Here is a 14,304-nt window from a genome sequence, read left to right on the forward strand (position 1 = left end):
TGGGAGGGATCAAAGAAAGTGAAAATTCATATTGTCCAAAAAGGCGATACGCTTTGGAAGCTATCACAAAAATATGGCGTAAATTTTGACGAGTTAAAGTCTGTAAATAATCATTTAAGCAACCCAGACCTGATTATGCCAGGGATGAAGATAAAAATCCCGACAGGGGGAGTACAGGCAAAAAAAGAGGCGCCTGTGGCAGGAGTTGCTAAGGAACAGCCTGTTAAGGAGATGCCAAAAGTAAAGGAAGCACCAGTGGCACCACAAAAAAAGCCGCCTTCAATAAAAGAGGAGAAAGAAGCACCGGTAGCAAAAGCGGCTCCACCTCCGCAACCTCAACCTTCTTATAAAGTGCAACAAAAAATGAATTTTAATTTTTATAAGCAGCAAGCACAGCCTAAAAAAGAAAAACCTAAAATGCCAGAGCCTCCAAAAATGCCGAAGCCAAAGGAAGAGCCTAAAAAGGTAAAGCCTGCAAAAAAAGAGGAGCCTAAAAAAGTAATGCCGGCTAAAAAAGAAGAACCGAAGAAAAAGGAGCAAGTTCAAGGGAAGAAAGAAACCGCTCCTAAGGGGATGCCAACCGGAATGACTATGCCCCAAGCCGCCCATCATCCGCAAATGGCTCCTCAAGCACAAATGATGGCTCCACAGCCACAGATGGCTCCACAGCCACAAATGATGGCCTCACAGCCACAATATGATTGTTATCCGGTTTCTCCAATTATGCCAGGGTGCGCGTATCCGTGTGGTAACGGTACCTATCCACAGCAAGTAATGGGTCAACAAGTGATGCCAAACCAGATGATGCCGCAGCAAGTGATGGGTCAGCAAATGATGCCAAATCAGATGATGCCGCAACATGTGATGGGTCAGCAAATGATGCCAAACCAGATGATGCCGCAGCAAGTAATGGGTCAGCAAATGATGCCAAACCAAATGATGCCGCAGCAAGTAATGGGTCAGCAAATGATGCCAAACCAAATGATGCCACAACAAGTAATGGGTCAGCAAATGATGCCAAACCAAATGATGATGGATGACGATTTCGATGATGATCTATATGATAATGACAACATGGTTGAAGGTACAATGTACCAACCAAATGATATGGCGCAAATGTATGGAGATGTGACAGCTCATCAGTTTCAGCCCCATAACATGCAATATCAGACTCCTATGCAAGCACCTTTCGGGAATGGTCCCCAAGGATATGGCATGATGCCAGGCCATCAAGGTGGGATGATGCCTGGATCACAGTCTGGTACTCACGAATACCAAGGTGATTGGGATCGACAAGATAGTGAAGAAGACGATTAAAAACGTGAAGTGCTATACATTCAGTTGTATGGCACTTTTCATTTGTTTCGAGATAAAAATTATGCTCTTATATAAATAGCTTCTCTTCCTCGGCCGACTCGGCTCTTTTTTATGCTCCTTTTGAACACGCACTAAAAGATCCTGTTTGCTTTATGAGCGTTAGGTAAGCGTAAGCTTGCTCTGTCACGCCGTTCGTGTAGTTTACCTCATCCTCTTTTTCCTTTAACTAACAGAATCATTTTTCTCCTTAAACGCCATCCTAAAAGGTGAAAGGAGGAATTTAAAAAACATGAAAAAATGGTTCTTAAGTTTATCAGCAGCTACGATGCTCGTCTCAGGCTTAGCAGGTTGCGGCGGTAACGCCAATGATACAGACGAAGGTGCCCAACAAGGATTTTTTAGAAACCAACAAAATCAGCAAAGAAATGTTGAACAACAAGATGGTGGAGGGTATTTAAACAAACGTCAAGGGATGACTGGTCACTATTATGGGCAAAATGCCGATCAGAACTTTCATCAAAACCGAGGGCGTGAGACAGAGCGTTTCGGGACAAGAGCTGCAAATTATGGTAATCCGATGACAGGTTACCGTACTAGAGCAAGAGGCATGAACCGTACACAAGGGTTTGGTAGAGGTATTACGGGTAATGACCGTCCTGGGATGGTTGATAACAATGGAATTTTAAACCGTTTCAATGCGAATGAAAACCGCATGGGCGGTTATGACAACCACCAGCGATACCGAATGCAGGGAGCAAACAAGCAACAACGTCAAGGCATGATGCAAGGGAGCAATCAGCAACAACGTCAAGGCATGATGCAAGGACAACAACATCAACGATCTCAACAGGGACAGGGTCACCAAGGTCAGCAAGGCCAACACCGTGGTTACTATGACGGAGAAGATGGTCACTTAGCTCAACGCATTGCTAATCGTGTAGAAGACATGGACAAGGTTGAAGATTGCCGTGTTATTGTAAATGGAGATGACATTGTGATCGGTGTTAATACATTAGATGGCGATGATCAAAGAGTTCAACAAAAAATTCATAGAATGACTTCAGATCTGGATGATCATAAAGACATTTATGTTTCTTCTGACAGAGAACAAGTAGACCGAATTCGTGGAATGGATGACCGTTTAAGAGCAGGGGAACCATTTGATGAAGTTGGAGCTACATTTAACGACATGGTTCAAGACTTAGGAAGAGCAATACAACGTCCTTTTGAAAGATCTCGATAAAATGGCTGGAGACAGGTTATCTGATAACCTGTCTCATTCTCTTTTTACCCTTCTTTCCGGTAATTTTCACATGTGATATATTGAATGAAATAGGAAAGTACAGGAGGAGATACCAATGGCAGGTCATTCAAAGTGGTCAAACATTAAACATCGAAAAGGAAGACAAGATGCTAAAAAAGGAAAAATGTTTACAAGTATCTCTAAAGAAATTTTTGCTGCCGTACGAAGTGGGGGAGATGATCCGGCTTCAAACACTAAGTTGCGACTGGCAATGAATAAAGCTAAAGCTGCGAACATGCCAAACGATAATGTGGAACGAACGATTAAAAAAGCAACTGGAAACCTTGATGGTGTCACGTATGAAAATATTACATATGAGGGATACGGGCCTAATGGTGTGGCGATTTTTGTAGAGGCTTTAACTGATAATAAAAACCGTACAGCTGCTGAGATGAGGCTGGCATTTAATAAAAACGGTGGAAACCTTGGTGAAACTGGATGTGTGGCCTTTATGTTCCAGCGATCTGGTTATTTGGTTGTAGAATTTGAAGCGAACGAAACAGATGAAGAATCGTTGATGCTTGCTGCCATTGAATCAGGAGCGGACGATGTTATGTCTGAGGACGAGGGGCTGGAAATTATTACAGAAGCGGAGACGTTTGAATCAGTTCGTGATTCGTTGGAAAAAGAAGGAGTGACCTTTACAGAAGCGGAAGTTACCATGCTTCCAAATGTAAAGACAAAGCTACCTGTAAATGAAAGCGAAGAAATTCTTCGATTAATTGATGTACTAGAAGATAATGATGATGTGCAAGAAGTGTATCATAATTTAGAAATTATAGATGAATAAGATGGATAAAAATTTCACAGCTGGAAACACTATGTGTATCTACGAAGTGGGGTCCCTAAACGTTGGTGTGAATTTATTGTGTAAATGTAAGGAGGCGTGTATGCATGCTTACCACTTTCTCTTTGAAAGACTTAAATCACCAGTTCTTCAGGATGTTTTTGGTCTTAGCCCTCTTTTTTGTTTGTTTCGTTTCGGCTAACGAAGTTCTACAACCTGTCATTTATGCAGAGGATGATGATGCCTTCGAAGTTACAGGACCGTTAACGGTTGAAGTTGTTCTCCAACGTGTATATCTTGATGGGGAAATGAGTGAAGAGGTTATCGAGGAAGAGATTTTATCGATGGAAGATTTCTGGTCATTTTATGACGACTGGCAGTTATTAACTCACACTCAGGACCAAGTCGTCTTTCAGCAGGAAGTCAATGATATTTCCCCTTTACTTAAGGTGAACGGTTACTTCGGTCTATCAGAAGAAGGAACCTTAAATATTTATAATGGAAAACCGGAACAAGATGATGTTATTCAATCGTTTTTCCAAATTAATACAGACAGGTTAAAAAGTAAGGTGCATTCAGACTTAAAGAGTGGAATTCCTGTTTCCTCTAAGGATCATTATTTGGAAGTGTTGCAAATGTACGAAAAATATTCTGTAACTGATATGTAGTAAAAAGCTGTCTCATATAGGCAGCTTTTTTATTTTTATGCTAAAATAGAAATGTGTGTTCGCATAAAGGGAGAGGTGAGTTAGGTGATTGAATTTGTTACTGGAAAATTGAGTTATATAGATACAGAATATATTGTTATTGATGTGAATGGAGTAGGATACTTAGTTTTTTGCGCGAATCCATTCAGCTTTCAACAGAATGAAGGGAAACAGCTTAAAATATATACATATCAACACGTAAGAGAAGACGCACTCCGGTTGTACGGCTTTCATAATCGCGAAGAAAGACGCCTTTTTGAGAAACTTCTTCAGGTGTCAGGAATTGGCCCTAAAGGAGCGTTAGCTATTTTGGCATCAGGAGCTCCGGAGCGAGTGGTTCAAGCCATAGAAGAAGAAGACGAACGTTTCCTTGTCAAGTTCCCTGGCGTTGGCAAAAAAACGGCACGCCAGATTATTTTAGATTTAAAGGGGAAGCTTCCTGAATGGATGCCTTCTTTGCTAGATCAAGACGGACAGCCTATAGATTCGGGGATACAAAACAATGGAAGCAGCCACCAGGAGTTAGATGAAGCGGTTGAAGCATTAAAGGCACTCGGGTATTTAGACCGTGAGATTAACCGGGCATTGCCAGCATTAAAGGAAAAGCAATTAACTACAGATGGCTATATAAAAGAAGCGTTAAGATTAATGCTTCAAGTGTAAATGTGAAGCCATTCTCTCGCTCACAGGATCGGAGGTAAGTAATATGGAAGAAGAACGGATTGTAAGCGGCGAGACTCAAAGGGAAGAAGAAAAGTGGGCGGAACTATCTCTTCGACCCCAACGTCTTTCTCAGTATATAGGTCAACAAACGGTAAAGGATAACTTAACTGTTTTTATAGAAGCCGCAAAGATGCGAGAAGAGTGTCTCGATCATGTGCTTTTGTATGGGCCGCCGGGATTGGGAAAAACAACTCTTGCGATGATTATTTCCAATGAGATGAATGTGAACTTGCGAACAACAGCAGGGCCTGCAATTGAGAGGCCAGGGGACTTGGCTGCAATTTTAACAGCACTGGAACCCGGTGATGTCTTATTTATCGATGAAATTCACAGGCTTAATCGAGCGGTTGAAGAAGTACTTTATCCAGCTATGGAAGATTTTTGCTTAGATATCGTAATCGGGAAAGGTCCGTCTGCTCGTTCAGTTCGTCTCGATTTACCACCTTTTACACTGGTAGGGGCAACGACACGTGCAGGAATGCTTTCTGCACCTTTACGAGATCGTTTTGGTGTGGTAAGTCGTCTGGAGTTTTATACTCAAGAAGATTTGACGGAAATTGTATCGCGTACAGCCGATGTCATGGAAGTTAATATTGACAAGAAGGCGAGCCAGGAAATCGCCAGGAGATCAAGGGGGACACCTAGAATTGCAAACCGATTGCTACGCCGGGTCCGAGACTTTGCTCAAGTACGGGGCAACGGCGAGGTGACATTTCAACTGGCCAGTGAAGCATTAGTGCTTTTACAAGTTGATAAAGAAGGACTTGACCATATCGATCATAAATTATTAATCGGACTCATCGAGAAATTTAGAGGGGGTCCCGTAGGTTTAGATACGATCGCGGCTACCATTGGGGAAGAGTCTCACACAATAGAAGATGTTTATGAACCTTATTTATTACAAATTGGGTTTTTACAAAGGACTCCGCGGGGAAGAATGGTAACGAACCGTGTGTATAACCATTTTAATTTGGAGGTGCCCGACTATTGATGAACATCCCGAAACTGCTCGTCACAATAGGAGTTGTTCTTATTATAGCCGGTGTCTTATGGCAAGTAGGTGGGCGGTTTATTTCATTGGGGAAGCTTCCAGGAGATATTTTTATTAAACGAGGGAACACGACGATCTATTTTCCCATCGTGACGTCTATTATTGTTAGTATCGTTTTATCGGTGATTTTGTATTTAATTGGTCGCTTTAGATAACGGTCGAACCCAGTAGTTTAATTGGGTTCGACTTCTTTCTGTATGTAACGTTGGCGTATGAGGTTACTTTTTATTATACTGGTGAAGCGTATTTATTTTTTGACAAGAAAGAGGTTTATGGATATGGATGTTTCACAATTTGATTTTGAACTTCCGGATGAATTGATCGCCCAAACCCCGTTATTAGAGCGGGAGAAGTCCAGGTTACTTGTTCTTGATCGGAATAACGGAAGTGTGGAGCACCGGAATTTCTCCGATATAATAAGTTTTTTAAAGGCTGGCGATGCTTTAGTCATTAATGACACGAAAGTAATTCCTGCCCGGCTTTTTGGAATAAAAGCAGAAACAGGAGCTAAAATTGAGGTGCTTCTTTTAAAAGAAAATGGCGATCACGTTTGGGAGGCTCTAGTGAAACCTGCTAAAAGAGTGAAGGTTGGTACTACCGTCTCATTTGGAGGTGGAAAGCTGACTGGTACTTGTGTCAATGAACTGGCTGACGGCCGAAGGGAAATCCGATTCTCTTTTGACGGCATATTTCATGAAGTATTAGATGAGCTTGGGCAAATGCCGTTGCCTCCATACATTCAAACACAACTTGAAGAACGAGAGCGTTATCAAACGGTTTATGCAAAGCATCGCGGATCTGCCGCAGCGCCAACAGCCGGGCTTCATTTTACTAAAGAGCTGTTACAAACTGCGGAGGAAAAAGGGATATCCATTGTCAATGTCACGCTACATGTAGGACTTGGCACGTTTCGTCCTGTATCAGTAGATGATGTAAAATCACACAAAATGCACTCGGAATTCTATCAAATGGATGAGGAAGCTGCATACACGCTTGAAAAAGTAAAAGGTGAAGGTGGACGCATTGTTGCTGTAGGAACTACATCCGCCCGTACATTAGAAACAATTGCTAAGCAAAATAATGGGAAGCTGGTTGCCTCTTCTGGATGGACAGACATTTTTATCTATCCAGGCTACGAATTTCAAGCAATAGATGGCCTTCTTACTAATTTTCATTTGCCCAAATCAACATTGGTCATGTTAGTTAGTGCTTTTGCCGGGAGAGAGAATGTCATGAAAGCATACGGTGAGGCTGTTGAAAATAGGTATCGCTTTTTTAGCTTCGGTGATGCGATGCTTTTGATATAAGAGGCTTAGAGGGGCTGAAAGCGTCCGCCTGTAGCGGATTCGAACGAAGGTCTTATCTTATTAAAAAGCAAATCTTTGAGGGAACTGCTTTAACAAAAGGCCGCTATGCGTTTTTCTAAGACCCAACATTTAAGGAAGTGAAAATAAACATGTCAGCGATCACATATGAACATATCAAGACTTGTAAACAATCAGGTGCTCGGTTAGGACGAGTTCATACACCACATGGCTCGATTGAAACACCGGTATTTATGCCTGTAGGTACGTTAGCAACGGTGAAAACGATGAGTCCTGAAGAATTAAAGGATTTAGGTGCCGAGATTATTTTAAGCAACACTTATCATTTATGGCTAAGACCAGGTCACGAAATCATTAAAGATGCCGGTGGCCTTCATAAATTTATGAATTGGGACCGTCCGATTTTAACTGATTCAGGCGGGTTTCAAGTGTTCAGTTTAAGTGATATTAGAAAAATTACTGAGGAAGGTGTAGAGTTCCGAAATCATTTAAGTGGAGAAAAACTTTTCTTAACGCCTGAAGGCTCTATGGAAATACAAAATGCACTTGGGCCAGATATTATGATGGCCTTTGACGAATGTCCACCTTACCCTGCTGAACATGATTATATGAAAGCTTCTGTCGAGCGAACAAGCCGCTGGGCTGAACGTTGCTTGAAGGCACACAAAAGGCCGGAAGATCAAGGTCTCTTTGGCATTGTTCAAGGTGGGGAATATGAGGATTTAAGAAAACAAAGTGCAGAAGACTTAGTTTCATTAGATTTTCCTGGTTATGCTATTGGAGGCCTATCGGTTGGGGAACCCAAAGACGTTATGAACCGCGCATTGGAATTCACAACGCCATTACTACCACAAAATAAACCCCGTTATCTCATGGGGGTAGGTTCACCTGATTCATTAATTGACGGAGCTATTCGTGGGGTGGATATGTTCGACTGCGTGTTGCCGACACGAATTGCCCGTAATGGTACGCTAATGACTAGCGAAGGGCGGTTGGTTGTGCGGAATGCAAAATATGCTCGGGACTTCCGACCCCTTGATGAAAACTGTGACTGTCATGTGTGTAAGAACTACACTCGTGCATACATTCGCCACCTTGTAAAATGCAATGAAACATTTGGATTTCGTCTAACGACGTACCACAATTTATATTTCTTAACTAACCTCATGAAGAAGGTCCGTCAATCGATTCGTGAGGACCGCCTTCTTGATTTTAGAGAAGAATTTTTTGAACAATATGGATTTAATGAGGAAAACGCCAAAAACTTTTAGTAAAGAAAGTTTAAGCACGAAATGCGTGATGTACGGTAACCGAGTTGATTATTCACCTCGTGAAAATCGTAATACGGCTCGTAAATGTAGGCAATCAAGGCGAAAAAATAATCAAGTGGCCCGTAAAACCTGTGTAAAAATTAGCTAGAGGGTCTCTTCTGAGAGTTAAGTGTTAAGAAAGCATAAAAATCTACGCTTCAATGTCTAGCGCAAGCGACAGCTACGAGGTCACTTTAGCCTGTCAGAATAAGCCAAAAAGCGGCTTAAATCTGCCAGTCGAGGCGCTTGCGCTATTCTTTGAAATTGCTTTTAATACTAAACTTTTAGTCATTTTGGATGTTTTTCATTGATTTTCCCTATAAAGATTGTCTACAATAGTACGGGAGAGTTAACAATGAGTTAAATGAGGATGATTTAACTTTTTCTGATTCTAACGAGGATAAACAAGTTTTTCTGTAGTTATTTGAAAGGGGTGAAAACAATGGATGGTGGAATTTTAGGTGCGTTATTACCTTTATTACTTATGTTCGCGATCTTCTATTTTCTTTTGATCCGTCCTCAGCAAAAACGTCAAAAGAAAGTTCAGCAAATGCACGCTGCGCTTGAAAAGGGTGATAAAATCATCACAATTGGCGGCATGCATGGGACAATCGATGCTATCGATGATGACCGTGTTATCATTGCTGTGGACAATGGTAGTAAGCTAACATTTGATCGTCAAGCAATTCGTGATGTTACCAATCGTGACTAAACACGAACAGAAAGCCGGTTCCTACATGGGGCTGGTTTTTTTATACTCTGGCTCTGTTAAAGCCGTTGTTGTATTGTGATTTGCTTTCGGTGGACGCTTTCCGTGGGCAGGAGACTCGTGCTGTTCCCGCTGGAGTCGCCACCTTCGCTCACCACAATACAACAACTCAGTGTTAACTTCTTTGATAACAATACTAAACTTTAACAGAGTCTAAACTTTAAGAAAGGTTACCTTCCCTAAGTGTAGGATCGGGTTTTTCTACTCCTTAAGATTCTCGCGTTTCCCCTCCGGTCAGGTTAACTCCGAGAATCCCTCCTAATACAGCTGCTCCTGTAAAGCCAGCGTGCATCATAACTTGTTGCAGATCAAACATTTGGTTGTAACCGAGAAATTGCACTAAAAAAATGATTAAGGTATAAAGGATAGCTGTTACGGCGCCTGCGAGCCATCCTTTTCGTTTTGCTTTTCCCCCAGAAATAAAACCTCCAATAAACATGGCGATGAACGAAAACAAAATCAGGAACCAGGCAACGGAACTTTCGTCCATTGAGCTAAACCTTAGAGTTGTTGATACACCAAAGCTAGCTGCCAAGACTAAAATTAAAATAGCTAATATTCCGTAAAGAGCACTCGAAAATAATTGACGCTGTGCCATTTGCTACTCGGACCTCCTCAAAATGAATGGTTTAATAATGTATATTCAATGTGGACAAAAATAGACGAGCAATTTAGTACGGCAAAACATGTTTGTCCTTTTTTGAACATAAGATGTACTGGAGAGAGTGAAGGAGGGGCGGCCAGGATGGATTTGATTCTAACGTTTATTGTTTTTGTGATCAGTTATGTATTTATCATAAGTGAAAGATATAATCGTGCCCTTGTTGCTTGCCTGGGTGGGGTTGTCATGCTTTTCGTAGGTGTTCTAGATTTAAATACTGCGTTTATTGAACACATTGATTGGCATACCATCGTACTGCTTCTTTCGATGATGATTTTAGTTTCAATTACAAGCCAGAGTGGTTTTTTTGAATACGTCGCGATTACGCTTGCCAAATTTGTTCATGGTCGTCCATTGCCGTTATTGATCGTAATTTCTACATTAACTGCAATTGGCTCAGCTTTTTTAAACAACGTGACAACGGTGCTGCTCGTAGTACCCATTGTTTTTACATTAACTCATTTGTTAAAAATCTCAGCAATTCCGTATCTGTTAGCGACAATTCTCGCTTCCAATATTGGTGGAACAGCAACGCTCATTGGTGATCCGCCGAACTTGATGATCGGCCAAGCTGTCGAACACCTCACATTTAACGCTTTTCTGATTCACTTAGGTCCGGTTGTCATTTTCATTTTCTTGGTCATCATGGCTTGGGTCACCTTCCTTTACAGAGGTCAACTTACTGTCTCTCAAAAAGAAAGAGATGCGTTAATGAAACTTAACCCACATGACTTTCTAAAAAGACGAACACTTCTCCTAAAGTCGGTGGCCGTGCTTTTTATAACGACTGCTGGTTTTCTTTTGCAACCTCTACTATCAGTGGAACTTACGAGTGTGGGAATGGCAGGAGCGCTTTTACTTATGTTTCTGACACACGAGGAGCAGCGGACCGAAGAAGTATTTCAATCGATTGAATGGGTAACGTTATTTTTCTTTGTAGGTCTGTTCATGCTTGTCGGAGGGTTAAAGGAAGTCGGGATTATTGATCAAATTGCAAGTTCGATTATCCATTACACAGAAGGTGATGTTCCGAAAACAGCGATGCTCATTTTATGGGTTTCTGGTTTTCTTTCGGGGTTTGTTGATAATATCCCGTTTGTAGCTGCAATGATACCTGTGATTTTCGAATTTCAGGAATACGGTGTGACAGAATTAGACCCACTCTGGTGGGCGTTAGCTCTCGGCGCATGTTTAGGTGGAAATGGAACGCTAATAGGAGCTAGTTCTAATGTAATTGTGGCAGGACTTGCAGTTAAAGAGAAGCAACCTTTTAGCTATGTAGATTTCCTTAAAATCGGAGCCCCTGTTGCATTTGTTTCGTTTGTCATTTCGAGTTTTTATATTTATTTCAGGTACCTGATTTTTTTGTAGCACAACACACTCCCCGTGTTTCCAACTATTACAATGTAGACAATAAGCTGCCTTCGGTGACACTAACGTAAACGAGAAGTTCGTGTAGCGAGGAGTGATAGTTGTGGAAGTCGGAACAATTGCAGCTAGAACGATCGTCATATATTTTGTTATTCTTCTCGTTATGCGTATGATGGGGAAACGAGAAATCGGTCAACTGTCTATTGTTGATTTTGTTGTTTCAATTATGATCGCAGAATTAGCCGTTATGTCCATCGAAAATGTGACTGTGCCAATGGTTAAACAAATCCTCCCTATGCTCATTCTTATGCTCATACAAATTACATTGGCCTATGTGTCGCTAAAGAGTGACAATTTAAGAAAACTAATTGATGGTAAGCCTTCTGTACTCATTAGCCGGGGGAAAATTGATGAATCAGAAATGAGGAAGCAGCGGTACAATTTTGATGATTTAATGATTCAACTGAGGCAGAATAACGTGGAAACGCCAGCAGATGTTGAGTTTGCGATTTTGGAACCGTCTGGAGACTTATCTGTCATTAAAAAGAAAGAAGGTCAGAAAGAGGAGGTTTTTTTACCTCTTCCTCTCGTATTGGATGGAAAAGTCCAAAACAGCCATTTAGAGAAGATGGGGAAAACACCTTTGTGGCTAAGACAGGAACTAAGAAAATTGGGGTACCGCGATATCAAGAAGATCTCTTATTGTGTGTTAAAAGACAACCATACCTTCTATATTGATGAAAAAGATGAGAACTAAAGAAGCTGCCTCCGCTGGTAATAATGGAGGCAGCTTTTTTTATGATTTAGAACGACAGCTACCTTCACGCCGCTCGTCTCAAGGGAAAAGCATCCTTGAGACTTTAAAACATGCGAACTGACCCTGTTTTTAATAAAGGTTCTTTTCGCATAGATTGGTATTTTTATTGATAAATCGAAGGAGCGAAAGACGGCGGCTCCCAGCGGGAAAAGCAACAATGGTTTTCTTGCGACGAGGCTGAAGCGTTGCCCGCGGCAAAGAAGACAACGTGAATCCGAACGAAGTGAAGGAAGAACGGACGTCGCCCTTGTGCCCTGGGGTGAAAGCGTCCGCCTGTAGCGGATTCGAGCGCTTATCTTTTCAAAAAGCAACAACCTTTTGAAAACAGCCTCAATAAAAGACCGCTATGCGGTTTTTCTTAAGAGTTAAGAAATTATAAAAAAATCTACGTTTCAGTGTCTAGCTCCATGCGCCATCGGCTCGTGTCAAATAACCTGCCCGATTAAAAGTAAAAAGCACTTTTTATCGGACAGAACATTTGCATTTCGCCGATAGTCGGGCGCCTTGCGCTTTTCTTGTTAGAAACTTTGTTGCTTTTCGGTCAAGCCAAAAGCAATAATATTCGAGAAACGAGTCTTTAGTTAAAATACTGGCCGATAAAAGGGATTCGTCTCGCTTCATCTTTTTTTACTAAGCCGAGGACAAAAAGAAGAATGGTGTAGACGAATCCTGTAATGGCGATTTGAAGGGTAGTGCGAATGGCCAATCCGCCTGTTAGCGGAATGTATACAATGACGAGATGGGCGACAAATCCTGTGGCGGCTATTGCAATTATCACTTTTAAAAAATCTTTAACGTCGAGCGTAAAACTGATCGTCTTTGCAAGAGTGGCGAAGTGGAGTAAGGTGACTAGGATGAAGCCAGTGACGATTGCAAGCGCCGCTCCCATAATCCCAAGCTCAGGTCTAGAAGCAAGAACAAAGATAGCAGCAATTTTTACTACAGCACCAATCAGGCTATTATACATGGCGGCTTTAGCTAAACTAAGTGCTTGTAAAGCAGCTTGCAGAGGTCCTTGGAAGTAAAGAAAAATGCTAAAGGGTGCCATGATGACGACATAAGCGGCAACTTCAGGTGCGTTATACATAAGTGACATGATCGGCTCTGCAAACATGTAAAGGACAATGGCTGCACCTCCCCCGGAAACTAGAGCAAGACGTAACGCCTGGTCTAGACGGTAATGAATAGTAGCGTAGTTTTTTTGTGAAGCTGCTTCACTTATAGCAGGAACCAAGGAAACAGATAGTGAGTAGGTAATGAATGTCGGTAAAAGTAAAAGTGGAATCACATATCCTGCTAATTCACCGTATTGGGCCGTAGCCACTGCTGTAGCCACGCCTGCAATCGCTAAACTTTGCGCGACAACGATCGGCTCAAAGAAAAACGATACGGAACCGATTAACCGGCTTCCAGTCGTAGGCAAGGCAATGGATAGTAAGTTGTTTAATGTTGAACGCCCGCCTTTTACATGCTCAAAAAATTGCTTGCGGACTTTGAACCTCTTTTTGCGCTTAAACTGATAAATCATAAACAAGAGGGAAGCGAGCTCTCCAATAACGACTGAGATCATTGCACCTGCTGCGGCGAATTCTATTCCATAGGGTAAAAGAGCTGTTGTAAAAGTTGCTACGAGGGTGATTCGGACGATTTGCTCGATCACTTGAGAATAGGCTGTCGGTTTCATATTTTGCAGACCTTGGAAGTAACCTCTTAAAACTGAAGACAAGGCAACGATCGGAACGATTGGCGATATCGCTACTAAAGGATAAAACGCCCTTGCATCAGTCAGTAATGTTTTTGAGATTAGAGGCGCACCGATAACCATTACAGTTGTAAAAATAACACTTAGCACTGCGGTAATTGTGAGGGAAACAACGAGAATTCGTTTAATGCGAAGACGGTCGCCCACCGCATCAGCTTCCGCCACTAGTTTTGAAATCGCCACCGGAAGCCCCAACTGAGTGAGGGCAATGATTAATAATAAAGTGGGAACGGCCATCATGTAAAGCCCGACCCCTTCAGCCCCCATAATCCGAGCAACGACTATTTTATTTACAAACCCGAGGATGCGGGTAATCAACCCCGCGAGAATGAGTATGAATGCGCCTTTTAAAAATGATTGTTTTGTCATAGAAAAGCCCCTGCCTTTTTATCGTAATCAAA

The 14,304-nt window shown here is 41.9% G+C and carries 14 protein-coding genes; 12 read left to right on the forward strand and 2 right to left on the reverse strand.

What is annotated here, in order from left to right; genetic code table 11:
• Window positions 1-18 precede the first annotated feature (18 nt).
• From safA to yajC, 10 genes are all read left to right on the forward strand, one after another.
• Window positions 19-1,317, forward strand: a complete 1,299-nt coding sequence (gene safA / locus CDZ94_RS21905) for a SafA/ExsA family spore coat assembly protein (RefSeq protein ID WP_096440356.1) — start codon at window positions 19-21, stop codon at window positions 1,315-1,317.
• A 289-nt stretch (window positions 1,318-1,606) separates the two neighbouring features.
• Window positions 1,607-2,560 carry a YhcN/YlaJ family sporulation lipoprotein gene (locus tag CDZ94_RS20415; RefSeq protein WP_096440358.1) on the forward strand — a complete coding sequence of 318 codons (954 nt, stop codon included), beginning with the start codon at window positions 1,607-1,609 and terminating at the stop codon, window positions 2,558-2,560.
• Window positions 2,561-2,675: 115 nt separating this feature from the next.
• Window positions 2,676-3,410 carry a YebC/PmpR family DNA-binding transcriptional regulator gene (locus tag CDZ94_RS20420; RefSeq protein ID WP_096440360.1) on the forward strand — a complete coding sequence of 245 codons (735 nt, stop codon included), beginning with the start codon at window positions 2,676-2,678 and terminating at the stop codon, window positions 3,408-3,410.
• A 104-nt stretch (window positions 3,411-3,514) separates the two neighbouring features.
• Window positions 3,515-4,075 (forward strand): BofC C-terminal domain-containing protein, encoded by a 561-nt coding sequence (locus tag CDZ94_RS20425; protein ID WP_232735786.1) that lies wholly within the window; start codon window positions 3,515-3,517, stop codon window positions 4,073-4,075.
• Between the two features lie 84 nt (window positions 4,076-4,159).
• Window positions 4,160-4,777 carry a Holliday junction branch migration protein RuvA gene (ruvA, locus tag CDZ94_RS20430; protein WP_096440362.1) on the forward strand — a complete coding sequence of 206 codons (618 nt, stop codon included), beginning with the start codon at window positions 4,160-4,162 and terminating at the stop codon, window positions 4,775-4,777.
• 43 nt (window positions 4,778-4,820) lie between these two features.
• A complete protein-coding gene (gene ruvB / locus CDZ94_RS20435; protein ID WP_096440364.1) occupies window positions 4,821-5,828 on the forward strand; it encodes a Holliday junction branch migration DNA helicase RuvB in 1,008 nt (335 codons plus the stop codon).
• Entirely contained in the window at window positions 5,828-6,043 is a 216-nt protein-coding gene (locus CDZ94_RS20440; protein WP_198546741.1) for a DUF2905 domain-containing protein, read from the forward strand. Before ruvB ends, CDZ94_RS20440 begins: the two co-directional genes overlap by 1 nt.
• Before the next feature lie 123 nt (window positions 6,044-6,166).
• Window positions 6,167-7,195, forward strand: coding sequence for a tRNA preQ1(34) S-adenosylmethionine ribosyltransferase-isomerase QueA (queA, locus tag CDZ94_RS20445; protein WP_096440366.1), 1,029 nt, complete (start codon window positions 6,167-6,169; stop codon window positions 7,193-7,195).
• Window positions 7,196-7,344: 149 nt separating this feature from the next.
• Window positions 7,345-8,484, forward strand: coding sequence for a tRNA guanosine(34) transglycosylase Tgt (gene tgt, locus CDZ94_RS20450; protein ID WP_096440368.1), 1,140 nt, complete (start codon window positions 7,345-7,347; stop codon window positions 8,482-8,484).
• A gap of 481 nt (window positions 8,485-8,965) precedes the next feature.
• Complete coding sequence (yajC, locus tag CDZ94_RS20455; protein WP_096440370.1) at window positions 8,966-9,235, forward strand: preprotein translocase subunit YajC; 270 nt, start codon at window positions 8,966-8,968, stop codon at window positions 9,233-9,235.
• A gap of 265 nt (window positions 9,236-9,500) precedes the next feature.
• Here the strand turns inward: yajC and CDZ94_RS20460 are convergent, their stop codons facing one another.
• Window positions 9,501-9,890, reverse strand: a complete 390-nt coding sequence (locus tag CDZ94_RS20460; protein ID WP_096440372.1) for a TIGR04086 family membrane protein — start codon at window positions 9,888-9,890, stop codon at window positions 9,501-9,503.
• Between the two features lie 147 nt (window positions 9,891-10,037).
• On the opposite strand from CDZ94_RS20460, the gene CDZ94_RS20465 reads away from it, so the two are divergent.
• Both CDZ94_RS20465 and CDZ94_RS20470 read left to right on the forward strand, forming a co-directional pair.
• Complete coding sequence (locus tag CDZ94_RS20465; protein ID WP_096440374.1) at window positions 10,038-11,324, forward strand: ArsB/NhaD family transporter; 1,287 nt, start codon at window positions 10,038-10,040, stop codon at window positions 11,322-11,324.
• Between the two features lie 103 nt (window positions 11,325-11,427).
• Window positions 11,428-12,081 carry a DUF421 domain-containing protein gene (locus CDZ94_RS20470; protein WP_096440376.1) on the forward strand — a complete coding sequence of 218 codons (654 nt, stop codon included), beginning with the start codon at window positions 11,428-11,430 and terminating at the stop codon, window positions 12,079-12,081.
• A gap of 637 nt (window positions 12,082-12,718) precedes the next feature.
• Here the strand turns inward: CDZ94_RS20470 and spoVB are convergent.
• Complete coding sequence (spoVB, locus tag CDZ94_RS20475; protein WP_096440378.1) at window positions 12,719-14,272, reverse strand: stage V sporulation protein B; 1,554 nt, start codon at window positions 14,270-14,272, stop codon at window positions 12,719-12,721.
• Window positions 14,273-14,304 lie beyond the last annotated feature (32 nt).

Source organism: Alteribacter populi (assembly GCF_002352765.1).
Taxonomy (GTDB): Bacteria; Bacillota; Bacilli; order Bacillales; family Salisediminibacteriaceae; genus Alteribacter; species Alteribacter populi.